General features: G+C 68.5%; 19 protein-coding genes. 14 read left to right on the top strand and 5 right to left on the bottom strand.

What is annotated here, in order from left to right; translation table 11 throughout:
* The first annotated feature begins 97 nt into the window (after window positions 1-97).
* The 4 genes from HMPREF3014_RS22730 to HMPREF3014_RS22715 all read left to right on the top strand — a co-directional run bounded on the left by HMPREF3014_RS22730 (window position 98) and on the right by HMPREF3014_RS22715 (window position 3,937).
* A complete protein-coding gene (locus HMPREF3014_RS22730) occupies window positions 98-934 on the top strand; it encodes an ATPase (protein WP_003093989.1) in 837 nt (278 codons plus the stop codon).
* Between the two features lie 215 nt (window positions 935-1,149).
* Entirely contained in the window at window positions 1,150-1,377 is a 228-nt protein-coding gene (gene feoA, locus HMPREF3014_RS22725) for a ferrous iron transporter A (RefSeq protein WP_003103819.1), read from the top strand.
* A gap of 17 nt (window positions 1,378-1,394) precedes the next feature.
* On the top strand, window positions 1,395-3,695 hold the full coding sequence (gene feoB, locus HMPREF3014_RS22720) for a Fe(2+) transporter permease subunit FeoB (RefSeq protein WP_012614517.1): 2,301 nt from the start codon (window positions 1,395-1,397) through the stop codon (window positions 3,693-3,695).
* On the top strand, window positions 3,695-3,937 hold the full coding sequence (locus tag HMPREF3014_RS22715) for a FeoC-like transcriptional regulator (protein ID WP_003093982.1): 243 nt from the start codon (window positions 3,695-3,697) through the stop codon (window positions 3,935-3,937). Before feoB ends, HMPREF3014_RS22715 begins: the two co-directional genes overlap by 1 nt.
* A gap of 60 nt (window positions 3,938-3,997) precedes the next feature.
* Here HMPREF3014_RS22715 and HMPREF3014_RS22710 read toward each other — a convergent pair whose 3' ends face one another.
* The 3 genes from HMPREF3014_RS22710 to pyeR are packed head-to-tail and all read right to left on the bottom strand — an operon-like array spanning window position 3,998 to window position 6,604.
* Window positions 3,998-5,050, bottom strand: coding sequence for an alkene reductase (locus tag HMPREF3014_RS22710; RefSeq protein ID WP_003093980.1), 1,053 nt, complete (start codon window positions 5,048-5,050; stop codon window positions 3,998-4,000).
* Between the two features lie 36 nt (window positions 5,051-5,086).
* The gene (locus HMPREF3014_RS22705) at window positions 5,087-6,253 is read right to left on the bottom strand and encodes an MFS transporter (RefSeq protein WP_003103801.1); all 1,167 of its coding nucleotides are present in this window, start codon (window positions 6,251-6,253) and stop codon (window positions 5,087-5,089) included.
* A 48-nt stretch (window positions 6,254-6,301) separates the two neighbouring features.
* On the bottom strand, window positions 6,302-6,604 hold the full coding sequence (pyeR, locus tag HMPREF3014_RS22700; RefSeq protein ID WP_003093978.1) for an ArsR family transcriptional repressor PyeR: 303 nt from the start codon (window positions 6,602-6,604) through the stop codon (window positions 6,302-6,304).
* Between the two features lie 152 nt (window positions 6,605-6,756).
* On the opposite strand from pyeR, the gene HMPREF3014_RS22695 reads away from it, so the two are divergent.
* Both HMPREF3014_RS22695 and HMPREF3014_RS22690 read left to right on the top strand, forming a co-directional pair.
* The gene (locus tag HMPREF3014_RS22695) at window positions 6,757-7,329 is read left to right on the top strand and encodes an acyl carrier protein phosphodiesterase (protein ID WP_003093976.1); all 573 of its coding nucleotides are present in this window, start codon (window positions 6,757-6,759) and stop codon (window positions 7,327-7,329) included.
* Between the two features lie 149 nt (window positions 7,330-7,478).
* Entirely contained in the window at window positions 7,479-8,339 is an 861-nt protein-coding gene (locus HMPREF3014_RS22690; RefSeq protein WP_003093974.1) for a universal stress protein, read from the top strand.
* Here HMPREF3014_RS22690 and olsA read toward each other — a convergent pair.
* Window positions 8,336-9,112, bottom strand: coding sequence for a lyso-ornithine lipid O-acyltransferase (gene olsA / locus HMPREF3014_RS22685; RefSeq protein ID WP_003103796.1), 777 nt, complete (start codon window positions 9,110-9,112; stop codon window positions 8,336-8,338). The two genes, HMPREF3014_RS22690 and olsA, sit on opposite strands and share 4 nt — an antisense overlap.
* The gene (gene olsB, locus HMPREF3014_RS22680; RefSeq protein WP_003093970.1) at window positions 9,112-9,867 is read right to left on the bottom strand and encodes an L-ornithine N(alpha)-acyltransferase; all 756 of its coding nucleotides are present in this window, start codon (window positions 9,865-9,867) and stop codon (window positions 9,112-9,114) included. Before olsB ends, olsA begins: the two co-directional genes overlap by 1 nt.
* A 202-nt stretch (window positions 9,868-10,069) precedes the next feature.
* Between olsB and HMPREF3014_RS22675 the strand changes: the two genes are divergently transcribed.
* From HMPREF3014_RS22675 to HMPREF3014_RS22640, 8 genes are all read left to right on the top strand, one after another.
* Window positions 10,070-10,966, top strand: coding sequence for an acyl-CoA dehydrogenase middle domain-containing protein (locus HMPREF3014_RS22675; protein ID WP_003093969.1), 897 nt, complete (start codon window positions 10,070-10,072; stop codon window positions 10,964-10,966).
* A gap of 84 nt (window positions 10,967-11,050) precedes the next feature.
* Window positions 11,051-11,836, top strand: a complete 786-nt coding sequence (locus tag HMPREF3014_RS22670) for an oxygen-binding di-iron domain-containing protein (RefSeq protein WP_003093967.1) — start codon at window positions 11,051-11,053, stop codon at window positions 11,834-11,836.
* A 67-nt stretch (window positions 11,837-11,903) separates the two neighbouring features.
* Entirely contained in the window at window positions 11,904-13,019 is a 1,116-nt protein-coding gene (locus tag HMPREF3014_RS22665; protein ID WP_003101127.1) for a serine hydrolase domain-containing protein, read from the top strand.
* On the top strand, window positions 13,016-13,351 hold the full coding sequence (locus HMPREF3014_RS22660; protein ID WP_003093963.1) for a hypothetical protein: 336 nt from the start codon (window positions 13,016-13,018) through the stop codon (window positions 13,349-13,351). The genes HMPREF3014_RS22665 and HMPREF3014_RS22660 overlap by 4 nt, the downstream gene beginning before the upstream one ends.
* A 60-nt stretch (window positions 13,352-13,411) precedes the next feature.
* Window positions 13,412-14,002: a YceI family protein gene (locus HMPREF3014_RS22655; protein WP_003120867.1), complete on the top strand. Its 591-nt coding sequence runs from the start codon at window positions 13,412-13,414 to the stop codon at window positions 14,000-14,002.
* 164 nt (window positions 14,003-14,166) lie between these two features.
* The gene (locus HMPREF3014_RS22650; protein WP_003101134.1) at window positions 14,167-15,387 is read left to right on the top strand and encodes a M20 aminoacylase family protein; all 1,221 of its coding nucleotides are present in this window, start codon (window positions 14,167-14,169) and stop codon (window positions 15,385-15,387) included.
* Window positions 15,388-15,424: 37 nt separating this feature from the next.
* Entirely contained in the window at window positions 15,425-16,744 is a 1,320-nt protein-coding gene (locus HMPREF3014_RS22645) for a citrate-proton symporter (protein WP_003101135.1), read from the top strand.
* A partial coding sequence (locus HMPREF3014_RS22640; protein WP_256562444.1) for an amidase family protein occupies window positions 16,745-17,196 on the top strand: 452 nt, incomplete at its 3' end. It abuts the gene before it with no gap.

Here is a 17,196-nt window from a genome sequence, read left to right as displayed (position 1 = left end):
AGACGCTGAAGGGGCGGGGCCGAACCGATATAATGCGCCATTCGGCCCTTTCTCCAGGCCTCCGGCAGGATGCCGTTCCCCTTCACAGGTTTTCACCATGCGTAACGATGCTTTCGACGAACTCGACGATGTGCCCAGCCTGACCACCGATGCTGCCGACCGTGATGAATTCGGCCACCACCCGCGGCACGTCTACGAACCGGAGCAGCGCCGGGTCGTCGACACCAAGGAGCGCCGTCCGGCCTCTACCGGCCCGCTCTGGGCCCTGCTCGGGGCGATGCTGATCGCCCTCGCCGGGGTGGGTTGGTGGAGCCACCAGCAAATCAGCCTGATGGAACAGCAGTTGGTGGCGACCCAGGAAAGCTTCGTAAGGATCAGCGAGGAAGCCGCCGGGCGCCTCGACGACATTCGCGGCAAGGTGGTCGCCAGCGAGTCCAGCGTCACCAGCGAACGCGAGGCTCTGCGCCTGCAGGTCAAGCAACTGCAGGAGAAACTCGGCAGCCAGGAACGCCAGCAGGCCGATGTGAGCAACCAGTTCGGCGGCCAGGGCAAACGCCTCGACCAACTGGCCAGCGATCTCAAGGCCCAGCAGGAAAGCGCGGCGCAACTGGTCGCGCAACTGGACGGCAAGCTGCAGACACTGGCCGCCGAACAGGAGAAGCTGAAAGCCCTGCAGGTCGAACTGGGCAAGACCAACGAGCAACTCAAGGCCCTCGGCGGCGATGTCGCGGCGCTGAAGAAGCAGGGCAACCCGAGCCAGACGATCAAGGGTATCCAGGATGACCTGCTGGTATTGCGCAGCCAGCTCGACAACCGCCCGGCCCAGGGCGGCAATACCGCCGAGTTCGACGCCTTCCGCACCCAGGTGATGCGCAACATCAACACCCTCCAGGCCCAGGTGCAGAACCTGCAGCAGCAGCTCAATACCCGCTGACCCCTTGCGCCGCCAGCCGCCCGTCGCACCGGGCGCTGGCGGCGACAGTTCGCCGCGCCCGGCGAAAATCCCCGCTTCCATTGCTCTGGATCAGCGAATCCGCTGCTCCTCCACTCCGATACTGCGTCCTTAAGCGAGCCTTAAGTGAGAGTCGTTTAGATTCTCGGTCACCGGCCAGGGAGGCCATTGGTCCCTTCCTCTGCCTGGAATCCGCCATGAGCGCATTGCAACCGTCCCGTTCCTACCGCATCACCGGTTATTCCCCCGCCATCAGCAACGGCTATCGCCAACGCCTGTTCTCCATGGGGCTTCTGCCCGGCGCGGCGCTGCGCGTGGTGCGCATCGCCCCGCTGGGCGACCCGATCCAGGTCGAGACCCGCCAGACCAGCCTGGCGCTGCGGCGCAAGGACCTCGCCCTGCTGACCCTCGTCCCGCTCGACTGACCCCGCCCGGAATCCCCATGACCGCATTGACCCTCGGCCTGATCGGCAATCCCAACTCCGGCAAGACCACCCTGTTCAACCAGCTCACCGGCTCGCGCCAGCGGGTCGGCAACTGGGCCGGCGTCACCGTGGAGCGCAAGGAGGGTGCGTTCCATACCGTCCGTCACGCGGTACGCCTGGTCGACCTGCCCGGCACCTATTCGTTGACCAGCGTTTCCGCCCAGGCCTCGCTGGACGAGCAGATCGCCTGCCGCTACATCGCCAGCGGCGAAGTGGACGTGCTGGTCAACGTGGTGGATGCGGCGAACCTGGAGCGCAACCTGTACCTCACGGTGCAACTGCGGGAGATGGGCATCCCCTGCATCGTCGCGCTGAACATGCTCGACATCGCCCGTAGCCAGCGTATCCGCATCGATATCGACGGTCTGGCGCGGCGTCTCGGTTGCCCGGTGGTGCCGCTGGTGTCTACCCGCGCCGATGGCATCGACGAGCTGAAGGCGGCCATCGACGAGTTGCAGGTCCCGCAGGCGGCGCTGGCGGTGGACTACCCGCCGGCCATCCAGGCGCAGGTCAGCTACCTCCTGGAAACGCGCGCTCCGGCGGCCTCGGCCATCGAGCCGCGCTGGCTGGCGTTACAGGCGCTGGAAGGCGACATCTTCAACGGCCCGGCGCTGGGCTTGCCACCCGCCACCCTGGAACAGGCGCGCCAGGGCTGCGGCGAGGAGCCCGAGCTGGCGATCGTCGATGCGCGCTACCGACTGATCGGCGAGATCTGTGCGGCGGTCTGCGACCACCAGCAGGCTCAGCCGCACCGGCTGACCCAATGGCTCGACCGGGTCGTCCTGAATCGCTGGCTGGGTCTGCCGATCTTCCTGCTGGTGATGTACCTGATGTTCTTCTTCGCCATCAACATCGGCGGGGCGCTACAGCCGATCTTCGACAAGGGCTCGTCGGCGATCTTCATCGACGGCATCCAGTGGCTGGGTATCCGCTTCGGCCTGCCCGATTGGCTCACGGTGTTCCTCGCCCAGGGCATCGGTGGCGGGGTCAACACGGTGTTGCCGCTGGTGCCGCAGATCGGCTTGATGTACCTGTTCCTCTCGCTGCTCGAGGATTCCGGCTACATGGCACGCGCGGCCTTCGTCATGGACCGCCTGATGCAGGCGCTGGGCCTGCCGGGCAAGTCGTTCGTGCCGCTGATCGTCGGTTTCGGCTGCAACGTACCGTCGATCATGGGCGCGCGGACCCTGGACGCGCAGCGCGAGCGGCTGATTACCATCATGATGGCGCCGTTCATGTCCTGCGGCGCGCGCCTGGCGATTTTCGCCGTATTCGCCGGGGCCTTCTTCGGCCAGGGCGGCGCGCTGGTGATCTTCTCCCTGTACCTGCTCGGCATCGTCGTGGCGATCCTCACCGGGCTGTTGCTCAAGCACACTTTGATGCGCGGCGAGGCCTCGCCGTTCGTCATGGAACTGCCGCTGTACCATGTGCCACACCTTAAGAGCCTGCTGCTGCAGACCTGGTCGCGCCTGCGCGGCTTCGTGGTGCGGGCCGGCAAGGTGATCATCCTGGTCAGCCTGGTGATCGGCGGCCTGAACAGCATCACCCTCGACGGCAAGCCGGTGCAGGGCGACATCGGCCATTCCGCGCTGGCCAGCGTCAGCCAGCGTCTCACTCCGCTGCTGGCGCCGCTCGGGGTGCAGCCGGACAACTGGCAGGCCACCGTCGGCCTGGTCACCGGGGCGATGGCCAAGGAAGTGGTGGTCGGCACCCTGAACACCCTCTACACCGCCGAGCAGATCCAGGGCGAGGCCTTCGACTACGAAGGCTACGACCTGCCCGGGCAACTGCGCGACGCCCTGGTCGAAACCTGGGACGGCCTGGTCGATACCTTCAGCCTCAGCGTGCTGGCCAACCCGGTGGAGGCGAGCATGGCCGACGGCGACATGGAGACCGGCTCGATGGGCACCATGGCGAGCAAGTTCGGCAGCCCCATCGCGGCCTACAGCTATCTGGTCTTCGTCCTGCTCTACGTGCCCTGCGTGACCGCCATGGGCGCGATCGCTCGGGAAAGCAGCAAGGGCTGGATGGCTTTCTCGGTGCTCTGGGGGCTGAACGTCGCCTACTCGCTGGCGACCCTCTGCTACCAGGTCGCCACCTTCGCCGCGCACCCCGAGCGTAGCGTCCTGACCATCGCCGTGGTGCTGCTCTTCAACCTGATCCTGATGACCTGCCTGCGTCTGTTCGGCCGTGAGCAGGTACTGCAACTGCCAGGCCGAATGGCCGATGCCCCGAGCGGGCAGGGAGGATGTCACTGATGGCGACACTCATGCAGATCCGCGCCGCCCTGGAAGACGGCCAGGCGCGTGGGCTGAAACAGCTCAGCCGCCAGGTGGACGCGCCGCCGGCGCTGGTGGAGGCGATCCTGGAGCGGCTGATCGCGCTCGGCAAGGTCGAGCGGGTGGCTGCGCAAAGCTCGGGCGGTTGCGGCGGCGGTTGCAAGGGCTGCGCCCAGCGCGATCCGTGCGCGGAGCCGGAGCCGTATTTCCGCCTGCGCTAGACGGGCAAAGCACAGAGCCCGCCACGGCAAGCGTGGCGGGCTCTGTCCTGGCTGGCGCGATCAGGCCAGGGTCGGATAGTCCAGGTAGCCTTCGGTGCCGCCGGTATAGAAGGTCTCCGGGCGCGGCGGGTTCAGTTCGGCGCCCTGGCGCAGGCGTTCGACCAGGTCCGGGTTGGCGATGAAGGGGACGCCGAAGGCCACCGCATCGGCGTCGCCCTTGGCCAGGATGGCGTTGGCGCTGTCGAGGGTGAACTTCTCGTTGGCGATGTAGGGTCCGCCGAAGGCTTTCTTCAGGGCTACGCCGATGCTGTCGTCGGCCTGCGCTTCGCGGGCGCAGATGAAGGCGATGCCGCGCTTGCCCAGCTCACGGGCGACATGGCTGAAGGTTTCCAGGCGGTTGGAATCGCCCATGTCGTGGGAGTCGGCACGCGGCGCCAGGTGTACGCCGACGCGCTGGGCGCCCCATACGGAGATCGCTGCGTCGGTGACTTCCAGCAGCAGGCGCGCGCGGTTCTCGATGGAGCCGCCGTAGCGGTCGGTGCGCTTGTTGGTGCTGTCCTGGAGGAACTGGTCGAGCAGGTAGCCGTTGGCGCCGTGGATCTCCACGCCGTCGAAGCCGGCGGCCTTGGCCCGCTCGGCGCCCTGGCGGTAGGCCTCGACGATGTCGGCGATCTCCTCGGTGTCCAGCGCGCGCGGGGTGACGTAGGGACGCTTCGGGCGCACCAGGCTGACGTGCCCCTCGGCGGCGATGGCGCTCGGCGCCACCGGCAGCTCGCCATTCAGGTAGAGCGGATCGGAAATCCGCCCGACGTGCCAGAGTTGCAGGAAGATGCGCCCGCCGGCGGCGTGCACCGCCTTGGTCACGTTGCTCCAGCCACGGACCTGGTCATCGGACCAGATGCCGGGGGTGTCGGGGTAGCCCACGCCCATCGGCGTGACCGCGGTGGCCTCGCTGAGGATCAGGCCTGCATCGGCGCGCTGGGCGTAGTACTCGGCCATCAGGGCGTTGGGCACGCGGCCTTCATCGGCGCGGCAGCGGGTCAGCGGCGCCATGACGATGCGGTTGGGCAGCTCGAGGTCGCCGAGCACGATGGGATCGAACAGAGTAGCCATGGAACATCCTCCACTAGGGAATAGACGGACAGGGGATCAATCGAGGACCGGCTGCGCCTGGGCGCGGCCGTTTCCGGAAAAGGCGATCAGGGTGGCCAGTAGCGCCAGCGCGGCCAGCGCGGCGGCGGCCAGCGGCACGCGGGTCAGGCCCAGGCCGTGGTCGATGACGCTGCCGCCGACCCAGGCGCCGAGCGCGTTGCCGACGTTGAAGGCGCCGATGTTCAGGGTCGCCACCAGGTTCGGCGCGGCATGCCCGACGCGGACCACGTTGACCTGCAGCGCGGGCACCGCGGCGAAGGCGGCGGCGGCCCAGAAGAACAGGGTGATTTCCGCCGGCAGCAGGGCCTGGCTGGTCCAGCTGAACAGCGCCGAGACCAGCGCCATGGCGGCGAACACCGCGGCCATGGTGGTGCCCAGGCGCCAGTCGGCGAGGCGGCCGCCGATCACGTTGCCGACGGTCAGGCCGACGCCGATCAGCAGCAGGGTCCAGGTCACGCCGCGCGGGCTGACCCCGGTGACTTCGCCGAGCAGCGGCGCGACGTAGGTGAACAGGGCGAACATCGAGGCGGCGAACAGCACGGTGGTGCCCAGGGCCAGCCACAGCGACGGGTTCTTCAGCGCGGACATTTCCTGGCGCAGGTCGACCTTCTCTTCCTCGCGGTCGTTTGGCAGCACCCTGGCCAGGCCGACGAAGGCGACCACGCCGATCAGGGTCACCACCCAGAAGGTCGCGCGCCAGCCGGCTTCCTGGCCGAGCGCGGTACCCAGCGGCACGCCGAGCACGTTGGCCAGGGTCAGGCCGGTGAACATCAGGGCCACGGCGGAAGCGCGGCGGTTCGGCGCCACCAGGCTGGCGGCGACCACCGAGCCGATGCCGAAGAAGGCGCCATGGCAGAGCGCGGTGACGATCCGCGCCAGCATCAGCAGGCCGTAGTTGGCGGCCACCGCGCAGAGCAGGTTGCCGACGATGAAGATGCCCATCAGCGCGAGCAGGGCTTTCTTGCGTTCCAGGCGGGCGGTGGCCATGGCCATCAACGGGGCGCCGAAGGCCACGGCGAAGGCGTAGCCGCTGATCAGCCAGCCGGCGCTGGGAATGGATACCCGCAGGTCGCCGGCGACCTGCGGCAGCAGGCCCATGATGACGAATTCGGTGGTACCGATGGCAAAGGCGGATAAAGCGAGGACGAGAAGAGACGCCGGCATCGGTCGAGCTCCTGGACTGCGAGGTGGTGGGGTGGAAGCGAGTGCTGCTTACAGCTCGTCGCCGAGTTGGTCGAGGAAGGCCTGGATGGTCTCCTCGTTGCGCTTGAAGAAGTTCCACTGGCCGACCCGGCGGCTGGTCACCAGACCGGCGCGTTGCAGGGTGGCGAGGTGTACCGATACGGTGGACTGGGAGAGACCGGTACGCTGGTCGAACTTGCCGGCGCAGACGCCGATCTCGAACGGGTGGTCCTGCTCGACGAAGTACTTCTCCGGTTCCTTCAGCCAGCGCAGCATGTCGCGTCGCACCGGGTGGGAGAGAGCCTTGATGATTTCGTCGATGTCCAGTGGCATGGCGGTGGTCCGTTGGCCGTCCATATCGGGTTGGGACGAACTATATATCGGTGTGGGACGATATGGGGATCGATTGCGACGATAGTCGCTATCGACAGGGCTGATGACGATGATCGAAACGACGGTTCCGTCCCTGGGGTAAGCTAGCCCGCATGAACTACCTCGCGCATCTCCACCTCGGCGGCCCGCAACCGGCCCAACTGCTCGGCAGCCTGTACGGCGACTTCGTCAAGGGCCGCCTGCAGGGACAATGGCCGGACGAGATCGAGCGGGCCATCCAGTTGCACCGGCGCATCGACGCCTTCACCGACAGCCATCCACTGGTGCATGCGGCCAAGCGGCGCTTCCCGCTGGAGCGCCGGCGTTTCGCCGGCGTCCTGCTGGACGTGTTCTTCGACCACTGCCTGGCGCGCGACTGGAACGACTACGCCGACGAACCGCTGCCGCAGTTCGTCGAGCGGGTCTACGGCACCCTGCGCACCGCCTCGCCGCTGCCGGAGCGCCTGGCGCGCATCGCGCCGCGGATGGCGGCCCAGGACTGGTTGGGCAGCTACCGCGAGTTCGCGGTCTTGCGCGAAGTGCTGGGCGGTATGTCGCGGAGGCTGTCGCGACCGCACCTGCTGGACGGCTCCTGGGAAGAACTGGCCCAGCGCTACGATGACCTGAGCGCGGATTTCCGCGCCTTCTACCCGCAACTCCAGGCTTTCGCCCTGAGCCAGCGCTGAGCCTGGCGCAGCGGCCATTGGCCCGGCCGGCGGAATCACCTATCAATTGTTTCAGTCCGAAGCATCCGCTTGATGCACATCAACCGGCAGCGGTCGCGTCGATCGTTCAATGGGGCCGACGTTCAACGCTCTGCCAATGGAGGTGGAAGATGAAACGAATCCTGGTGGCGACCGACCTGTCCTCGCGTTCCGAGCTGGCGGTCATGCGCGCCGCGGCGCTGGCCAAGGCGAGGAATGCCGAACTGACCGTGCTGAACGTGCTCGACGACGACCAGCCGCCGGTGCTGATCGCGCCGCAACGGCTGGCCATCGCCAACCTGCTGGAAGTGAACGGACAGGCCCTGAAGGAGCGCCTCGGCGTCGAGTCCAAGGCGATCGTGCGGGTCGGCGATCCGGTGGTGGTGATCAACGCGGTGGCCGAGGAGATCGGCGCCGACCTGCTGGTGATGGGCGCGCACCGGCACACGCCGCTGCGCGACCTGTTCATCGGCACCACCCTGGAGCGGGTGGTACGCAATGCGAAGATCCCGGTGCTGCGCGCGGCCGGTGCGCCGGAAGAGGAGTACCGCCGGGTGCTGCTGGCGCTGGACTTCTCGCCGACCTCGACGCGCGCGGTGCAGATGGCCGGCCAGCTCGGCTTCCTCGACGCCGCCAGCCTCACCGCGCTGCATGCCTTCGAGCCGTTCGCCAAAGGCATGATGCGTTATTCGGGGATCAAGGAAGACCGCGTCGAGCATTACGTCGACCAGGAGGAACTCAAGGCCAACGTCGAGCTGCGCGACTACGTCGCCGGCCTGGGGCTGGGCCGCGAGGACATCCAGTTGCGCGTCGGCGAAGGCTTGCCGATCAACGTGATCATGACCGAGGTACGCCGCCAGGCGCCGCAGTTGACGGTGCTCGGCACCCAGGGCCTGACCGGCTTCCGCCGCGCGCTGATCGGCAGCGTGGCCGAGGCGGCCCTCGGCGACCTACCGTGCGACGTGCTGGCGGTGCCGCCCAAGCGCGACTAGGCGGCGCGCCGGGTTTGCGTAGTGGCGGCAGTGCCGAACAGCGCCAGGCGCACCGCCTGCTGGGCCTGGCGGGCCAGTTCGGCGCGGTCCAGGCCCTGGCTGGGGATTGGTTCCAGCAGCTGGATATGCACGCTGCCGCGCTCGCCGCGCAGCAGGCGGCCGAGGTGGCTGAGCAAGTCGTCGTCGCCGATGAACGGCGCCTGCGCATCAGGCACGCCGTCGCGGCGGTAGCTGATCGCCACCGGCTGCACCGCCACGCCGGCTTCCAGGGCGCTGGCCATCAGGCGACCGTGGAAGGTGCGCAGGCTTTCGCCGTTGGTGGTGGTGCCTTCCGGGAAGATCAGCAGGTTGCGCCCACGGTGCAGTTGTTCGGCCAAGCGCTGGTTGATCAGCCGGCTGTCGCCCGAGCCGCGGCGGATGAACAGGGTGCCGGCCTTTTCCGCCAGCCAGCCGGCCAGCGGCCAGGCACGCACCTCGGCCTTGGACAGGAAGGTCAGCGGCGCCAGGGCGCCGAGCAGCGGGATATCGGTCCAGGACACATGGTTGGCTACCCACAGCATGGGTTGCCGGGGCGCTTCGCCGCTGACCCTGACCTCGAAGGGCAGGGCCGCGCAGAGGCGCGCCAGCCACCAGCGGGTCAGGCGCTGGCGCAGCGGCGTGACGTCGGCGCCGGGCAGCCGCTCGCGCAGGCTGACCCAAGCGGCCAGGCCCAGTCCGAGCGCGACCAGCCCGAGCAGGCGTGCGCTGCGCAGCAGCAGGCGCAGCCGCGCCATCAGACCGCTGCCTTGAAGTGGCGGGCGTAGCGCGGGCAGAGTTCGTCGCGCTTGAGCAGGATGAACACGTCGGCGACCTGGAAATCCGGGTCCCAGCAAGGCTCGCCGCAGATCTTGGCGCCCAGGCGCATGTAGGCCTTGAGCAGCGGCGGCAGCTCGGCGGTGAGGTTTTCCGGGACGTCCAGCGGCGGCAGCGGGTTCTTCGGCTCGGCCTGCAGGTAGTCGGTGCACAGGTAGCGTTCGCGCAGCCGCTGCATCACCGCCTTGGCCTGCATACCGCCGTCGCGCATGGGAATGCTGGCGCAGCCCATCAGGTAGCGGTAGCCGCCCTCGTTGAGGACCTCGGCGAGTTCGCCCCAGAGTACCGCGATGGTGGCGCCGTTGCGGTATTCGGGAGCGACGCAGGTGCGGCCGATCTCCAGGACCGGGCCGTGCAGGGCGTCGAGGCCGGAGAGGTGGAACTCCTCTTCGCTGTAGAAGCGCCCGAGGCGTTCGGCGGCGCGATGGTCGAGCAGCCGGGTGGTGGCCACCAGGGCGCCGCTGTCGAGGTCGCGGACGCCGATGTGCGCGCAGTGACGGTCGTAGTCGTCGCGGTCGAGGCCGTCTTCGGCGCCTTCGAGCTTGGCGTCGAACTCGGCGCTGAATACGCGGTAGCGCAGGGCCTGGGCCTCGCGCAGGGCGCGGGCGCCGTTCAGGCGCTCGGCCTTCAGGCGGCGTCCGGCGACGGGTTCGCGGGTAATGGCGGTCTGGGTCATGCCTGGGCCTCCTTGGGCCGGCGCCGCGGGTTGCGGCCGCTCGGCTTTGTTGTGCAAGCTCAGGCTAGGAAGGCGCGGTGTCACCCCTGTGACAGGGGCGTGATGCTTGTATGACATTGTCGCCGGATGTAACGCGCCGTTGTTCAACGCTGGCACCCTCGGCAGGATGCCGGTTCCGACACATTCCACACTGGAGTCCGCCATGTCCTGGCAACGCTTGCTCGGCCCGCTCGACCGCCTGCCCACCGAAGGCTCCCTGGAAGACTGGCACGCCGCCGCCCTGGCGCGCGCCGACGGTCTTGGCACCCTGGAGCGGGCGGTGCTCGGCGGACGATTGGCCGCGAGTCCGGGCCTGGCCTTCCTCGCCGGCTACCAGGCGGCCCTGCGCGCGCTCTGGCCGGCGGCGCCGGAAGGTCTCGGCGCGCTGTGCGTGACCGAGAAGCGCAGCGTGCGCCCGGCGGACCTGCAGACCCGCCTGGAGGGGCTGGTCCTGCATGGACAAAAGGATTTCGTCACCGCTGGCGACAGCGCCTCCTGGTGGCTGGTGGCCGCCCGCGACGAGGCACCGGGGCAGCCGCCGCGACTGTCGATGACGGTGGTCCTGGCCGGCGCCCCGGGGGCGCGCCTGGAGGCGTTGCCGGCGCTGCCGCTGATGCCGGATGTGCCGCATTCCCGCCTGTTGCTCGACGGTGCCCATTGCGAGCGCCTGCCCGGCGATGGTTGGGACGACTACGTCAGGCCGTTCCGCCTGCTGGAGGATGTCCATGTGCTGGCGGCGCTGGTCGGCTGGCTCTATGGGGTCGGCCATGAATGCGGCTGGCCCTCGCCGCTGCTGCTGCGCCTGGCCGGCATCCTCGGCGGCTGCGCCGAGGTCGCGCGGCATCCGGTCGCCTGCGTCGGCACCCAGGCGGTACTGGCTGGGCTGTTCGAACAGTTCTCGGCGCTGGAGGGGCAACTGGATGCCGCCTTCGCCGCCAACGCCTCGACCTGGGAGGCATTGTGGCAACGCGATCGAGGCTTGCTGGCGATTGCCAACGGGGCCCGCAAAGTTCGCCTGGAGAAGGCCTTGACCCGCCTCGGGCTTGACCCAGGTCAGTGAGGCGCCGCGCCGCAGGCGCTTACCCTGCGCAGCATCCGGCGAGGAATGCTCCTCGGCGCCTGCACAGAGTAGATTTCACCGACCATGCGACGCGAACCGATCGTGCTGTTCGACAACGGCAGCCACCAGTGCCTGTGTTTCGATGACCTCGTCAGCGGCGAAGGGGTCCAGTCCAACCAGTTCCTGATCGTCGACAACGGCCAGTACCTGCTGCTCGATCCCGGCGGCGACCTGACCTACACGCCGCTCTCGCTGGAATTGTCGAAACGCTTTCCGCTGCAGGAGCTGGACTACATCTTCGCTTCGCACCAGGACCCGGACATCATCGCCGCCCTCGACAAGTGGCTGCTGCACACCCGCGCCCGGGTGATCTGCTCCAAGCTGTGGGCGCGCTTCCTGCCGCACCTGACGGCCAACTACCTGGCGGTCAGCCATGGCATCAACACCTACGACCGGGTCATGCCGTTGCCCGACCGCGGCCAGGCGATCGCTCTCGGCGACTGCTCGTTGAAGGCGATCCCCGCGCATTTCCTGCATTCGGTGGGCAACTTCCAGCTCTACGACCCGGTGAGCAAGATCCTTTTCTCGGGCGATATGGGCGCCTCGCTGGTGGACGACGCGGCGCCGGTCAGCGATTTCGCCGCGCATATCCAGTACATGGACGGATTCCATCGCCGCTACATGGCGGCGAACAAGATCTGCCGCCTGTGGGCGCGGATGGTCCGGGACATGGATGTGGAGATGATCGTGCCGCAACACGGGCGGCCCTTCGTCGGCAAGGAAATGATCAGCGCCTTCCTCTACTGGATCGAGAACCTCGAGTGCGGCATCGACCTGCTCGGCCCGGACGACTACCGCATGCCAGGCTGAGTCCGCGCTTCCTGGCGTCATCGAGGCCATGCTAGGGTTGCCCCTCGACCGTCGAGAGGGCCCGCCGATGCCCGCTTTGCCGTTGTCCCGCCGCGCCCTCGCCGCGCTGGCCCTGGTATTCGCCCTCCCTGCCCTGGCCGAAGACTGGCCCGACACCGACTGGCCCCGTGCCCAACAGCCCGCGGGGCCGGCGCTGGAGGCATTCGAGCGCTATGCCTTCGGTCGTCGCGACGATGTTCGTCGCAAAGGCATCCGCACCGACGCGGTAGTGGTGATCCGCGACGGTCGTCTGGTCTATGAGCGCTACGCCGGCCCGAGCCGTGCAGAGACCCCGCACCTTACCTGGTCGGTGAGCAAGAGCCTGCTCGCCACGCTGCTTGGCGTCGCCGAGGGCGAAGGGCGCTTCCAGCTCGACGACCCGGTGGCGCGCTACTACCCGCCGTTCGCCCGTCATCCCGAGGTGACGTTGCGCCACCTGCTGAACTGGTCTTCCGGGCTGGACTGGCAGGAGGACTACGAGTTCGCGCCATTGAAATCCTCCGTGGTGGCGATGCTCTACACCCGTGGGCGTGACGACATGGCCGGCTTCGTCGCCGAAACCCCGCAGGCCCGGCCGCCGGGCCGGCGTTTCCGCTACTCCAGCGGCGACAGCAACGTGCTGGCGGCGGCCCTCCACGGCATGCTCGGCGCGGACTATGCCGAGTACCCCTGGCGCGCGCTGTTCGAGCCGCTGGGCATCCGTTCGGCGGTATGGGAGCGAGACGCCGCCGGCACGTTCGTCGGCTCGTCGTACGTCTACATGAGCGCCCGCGACCTGGCGCGCGTCGGCCTGCTGATGCAGCGCCACGGGCGCTGGCGCGAGCGGCAACTGCTGCCGCTGGCATGGGTCGAGTTCAACCTGACGCCCTTCGCCCGCTACCGGCCGAGCGCGGAAGAGGAGGGCGAGGCGGTGCCGGGCGGCCAGTGGTGGTTGAACCGTGCGGTGAAAGGCGCGCCGGCGCCCTGGCCGGACGTCGCCGAGACCGCCTTCGCCGCGCTCGGCCACTGGGGCCAGGCGCTCTACGTGCTGCCCGAGGAGAAGCTGGTGATCGTGCGCTACGCCGACGACCGCGACGGGCGTTTCCGCCACAACGAATTCCTGCGCCTGGCACAGGCGGCGTTCGCCGGGGAGGCGCGGCCATGATCCGTCGCCATCCCTTGCTCTTCCTGTTCGTCCTGGGGCTGCTCGCTGCCCTCGCGTGGGCCTGGCAGAACCGCATCCACCTGGCGGCCTTTCCCGCCATCATCGGCGCCTACACGGCCAAGGAGTACTGCTCCTGCCGCTACGTGATGGGGAACTCCGCGGACTATTGCCGGGCCTATACCCAACAGTACGTGCCGATCAGCGGCTTCTTCGACGACGAAGCCCGCCGCCGGGTGACCGCCCGCGGCCTCGGCAGTACGCAGACGGCCGCCTGGCTGGGCCCGCGCGAGGGATGCCGGCTCATGCCCGAGGCGGACAGGCTGCCGGACTGACCGGCGGCGCATGTCGGGGCGCGGGGCGAGGGACGGCGCCGGCCCGAAGCCGGAGGTGGAATGCCTGTTGTATTGTGTGTCCTGTTGTTGCTCCTCAGCCCTCTGCTGTCGGCGGCGGAATGGCAACTGGAGCCGGATTACTCGCGGATCAGCTTCGTTTCCGTGAAACGCGCGAAGATGGCCGAGGTGCAGCGCTTCGATCGTCTCAGCGGCCAGATCGACAAGCAGGGCGTCGCGCGCATCGTGGTGCCGCTGGGCACCCTGGACAGCGGCCTGGCCCTGCGCGACGAGCGAATGAAGGACAACTTCTTCGAAACCTCGCGCTTCCCCGAGGCCACCGTGGAGAGCCGCCTGGACATGGCCGGCTTCGACGACCTGCGGGTCGGCCAGTCGCGGGTCGAGAAGCTCGACTTCACCCTCGACCTGCACGGCCAGCAGCGCCGCCTGAAGGCCGACGTGCTGGTCACCCGCCAGGGCGAAGGGCTGGTCCAGGTGGCGACCCTGGAGCCGGTGCTGCTGAAGCTGCTCGACTTCGACCTGGAAGAGAAGCTCAAGCCCTTGAAGGAGATGGCCAATATTCCCTCGATCACTCCCGAGGTACCGGTGTTCGCCGTGCTGAACTTCCGCGAAGTGCCGCCGGAACAGTTCTGACGTACCGGCGGAGGGCGGCGCGGGCCTTGGGTTCCACCCAGTGGAACCGCCTTCCGTTGTCCTTCGCCGCGTGCCGCGCTTAGCTGTGACCACGCCCGGCCGGCCTTGCGTCCGGGCCTCCCGCCAACAAGACCGGAGCGCAATCCGGCCAGAGGAGAGACGGCATGGCTCGACATCGACACATCGTGGCCTGGCTCGAGGAGGTCGCCGACGACCTGCGTAGCCTGCGCCAGGACATCCACGCCCATCCCGAACTGGGCTTCGAGGAGCGACGCACCGCCGCGCTGGTCGCCGAATGCCTGCGCGGCTGGGGCTACGAAGTGCACGAAGGGATCGGCCGCACCGGCGTGGTCGGCGTCCTCCGCCAGGGCGACGGTACGCGGCGGCTCGGCCTGCGGGCGGACATGGATGCGCTGCCGATCGTCGAGGCCACGGGGCTCGGCTACAGCAGCTGCCACGGCGGGCGCATGCACGCCTGCGGCCACGACGGACACACCGCGATGCTGCTCGGCGCGGCACGCTACCTGGCGGCGACGCGGCGTTTCGACGGCACCCTGGTACTGATCTTCCAGCCCGCCGAGGAAGGCCAGGGCGGCGCCGAGGCGATGCTCGCCGATGGGCTGCTGGAGCGCTTTCCCTGCGATGCGCTGTTCGGCATGCACAACATGCCGGGACTGGAGGCCGGGCACCTGGGCTTCCGCGCGGGACCGATGATGGCTTCCCAGGACCTGCTGAGCGTCACCCTGGAGGGCGTCGGTGGACACGGTTCGATGCCGCACCTGAGCGTCGATCCGTTGCTCGCCGCGTCGAGCGCGGTGATGGCCCTGCAGAGCGTGGTGGCGCGCAACGTCGATCCGCAGAAGGCCGCGGTGGTCACGGTCGGCGCATTGCAGGCCGGCGAGGCGGCCAACGTCATACCCCAGCGCGCCGTGCTGCGCCTGAGCCTGCGGGCGCTCGACGGCCAGGTGCGCGAGCAGGTGCTGCAGCGGGTTCGCCAGATCATCGAGTTGCAGGCCGCCAGCTATGGGTGCCAGGCCAGCATCGAGCACTACCCGGCCTATCCGGTGCTGGTCAACAGCGTCGAGGAAACCGAGTTCGCCCGCCAGGTCGGGGTCGAGCTGGCCGGCGCGGAGCAGGTCGACGGCGACACGCCGAAGCTGATGGGCAGCGAGGACTTCGCCTGGATGCTACAGCGCTGCCCCGGCAGCTACCTGTTCATCGGCAACGGCAGAGGACGGCCGATGGTGCACAACCCGGCCTATGACTTCAACGACGACATCCTGGTCCGGGGCGCGGCCTATTGGGGCGCGCTCGCCGAGACCTGGCTGGCCGCCCCCGCGGCGTCCGGCCTTCGACTGACTGCCGCCAATAACGGCGCGGCCTGAGCCGCGCCGGCATTCCCCCGGTTACCAGGAGATTCCCATGCACGCTTGCCCGAGCGGTACCTCGCGTACCCGCCAGGTGGCGGCTGCCGTGATCGGCAACGCCCTGGAGTGGTACGACTTCATCGTCTACGGCTTCCTTTCCAGCCTGATCGCCAGGCTGTTCTTCCCTTCCGGCGACGAGTACACCTCGCTGTTGATGGCCCTGGCCACCTTCGGTGTCGGTTTCTTCATGCGTCCGGTCGGTGGGGTCCTGCTCGGCCTGTATGCCGACCGCAGGGGACGCAAGGCGGCGATGCAACTGATCATCCTGCTGATGACGCTGTCCATCGCGATGATCGCCTTCGCCCCGACCTACGCGGCGATCGGCGTCGGCGCACCGTTGCTGATCGTGATCGCGCGAATGCTGCAGGGTTTCGCCACCGGCGGCGAGTACGCCAGCGCCACGGCTTTCCTGGTGGAAAGCGCGCCGCCGCACCGGCGCGGTCTCTACGGTTCCTGGCAATTGTTCGGCCAGTGCCTGGCGGTGTTCGCCGGTGCGGGGATGGGCGCGCTGGTCACCCATTGCCTGGACGCCGAGTCCCTGGAGAGCTGGGGCTGGCGGGTGCCGTTCCTGTTCGGTCTGCTGATCGGTCCGGTGGGATTGTGGATCCGCCGCTACATGGGCGAGACCGAGGCCTTCCTCGAAGCCATCCGGGAGCCCGGCGAGCGCCAGGGGCTGCTCGGCGTGCTGCGCGAATACCGGCGCAGCGTGCTGGTGAGCATGGGCCTGACGGTGATCGGCACGGTGTCCTTCTACGTGGTGCTGGTGAATATGCCGACCTTCGCCCACAAGCAGTTGGGCCTGCCGCTGGACGAGGTGTTCATGGTGCAGATGGCTGCGGTGGCGCTGATGACCCTGGTGATCCCGTTGGCTGGGGGACTCTCCGACCGGGTCGGGCGGCGCCCGGTGCTGCTGGTCGCGACCCTGGCCTTCATGCTCATGGTCTATCCGCTGTTCGCCTGGGTCGCCGCGGCGCCGAGCCTGGGGCGCCTGCTGCTGATGCAACTGTTGCTGTGCACGGCGATCGGCGGCTTCTTCGGCCCGGCGCCGACCGCGGTGGCCGAGCAGTTTCCGGTGCGGGTGCGTTCCACCGGCCTGGCGGTGGCGTATAACCTGGCGGTGATGCTGTTCGGCGGTTTCGCTCCGTTCATCGTCACCTGGCTCACCGAGGTCGGCGGCTCGCCAGTGGCGCCGGCGTTCTACGTGCTCGGCGCGGCCTTCCTCGGGCTGCTCGCCACCCTCTATCTGCGGGAGGGCGCGACGCCCGCCCCGCGCCCCCGTGAACCGGCCCTGGGCAAGCCGGCAAGGAGTCTGTGAATGAGCGCCACCCGCCATCGAAGCGACGGCCACGAGGAAATCGTCGCGCTTGACGCGCTGCCGCTGTCCGCGGCGATCCGCCGACGCGAACTGTCCTGCCGCGAGGTCATGCAGGCCTACCTGGCGCAGATCGAACGGTTCAACCCGCGGGTCAACGCCATCGTCTCGCTGCAGGCGGAAAGCCGCCTGCTCGCCCAGGCCGACGAGCGCGACCGGCAACTGGCGCGCGGCGAATGGCTGGGCTGGATGCACGGCATGCCGCAGGCGATCAAGGACCTCGCCGCCACCTCCGGCATTCCTACCACCCTGGGTTCGCCGCTGTTCGCCGGGCAGGTGCCGGAGCACGACGCCATCGTCGTCGAGCGGGTGAAGAGCAGCGGTGCGATCGTCATCGGCAAGACCAACGTACCGGAGTTCGGGCTCGGCTCGCAGACCTACAACCCGCTGTTCGG

It is taken from the genome of Pseudomonas sp. HMSC065H01, from assembly GCF_001815235.1.
Lineage (GTDB): Bacteria > Pseudomonadota > Gammaproteobacteria > Pseudomonadales > Pseudomonadaceae > Pseudomonas > Pseudomonas aeruginosa.
The sequence above is the reverse complement of the archived record's forward strand: the minus strand, read 5'-3'. Positions and strand labels throughout refer to the sequence as shown.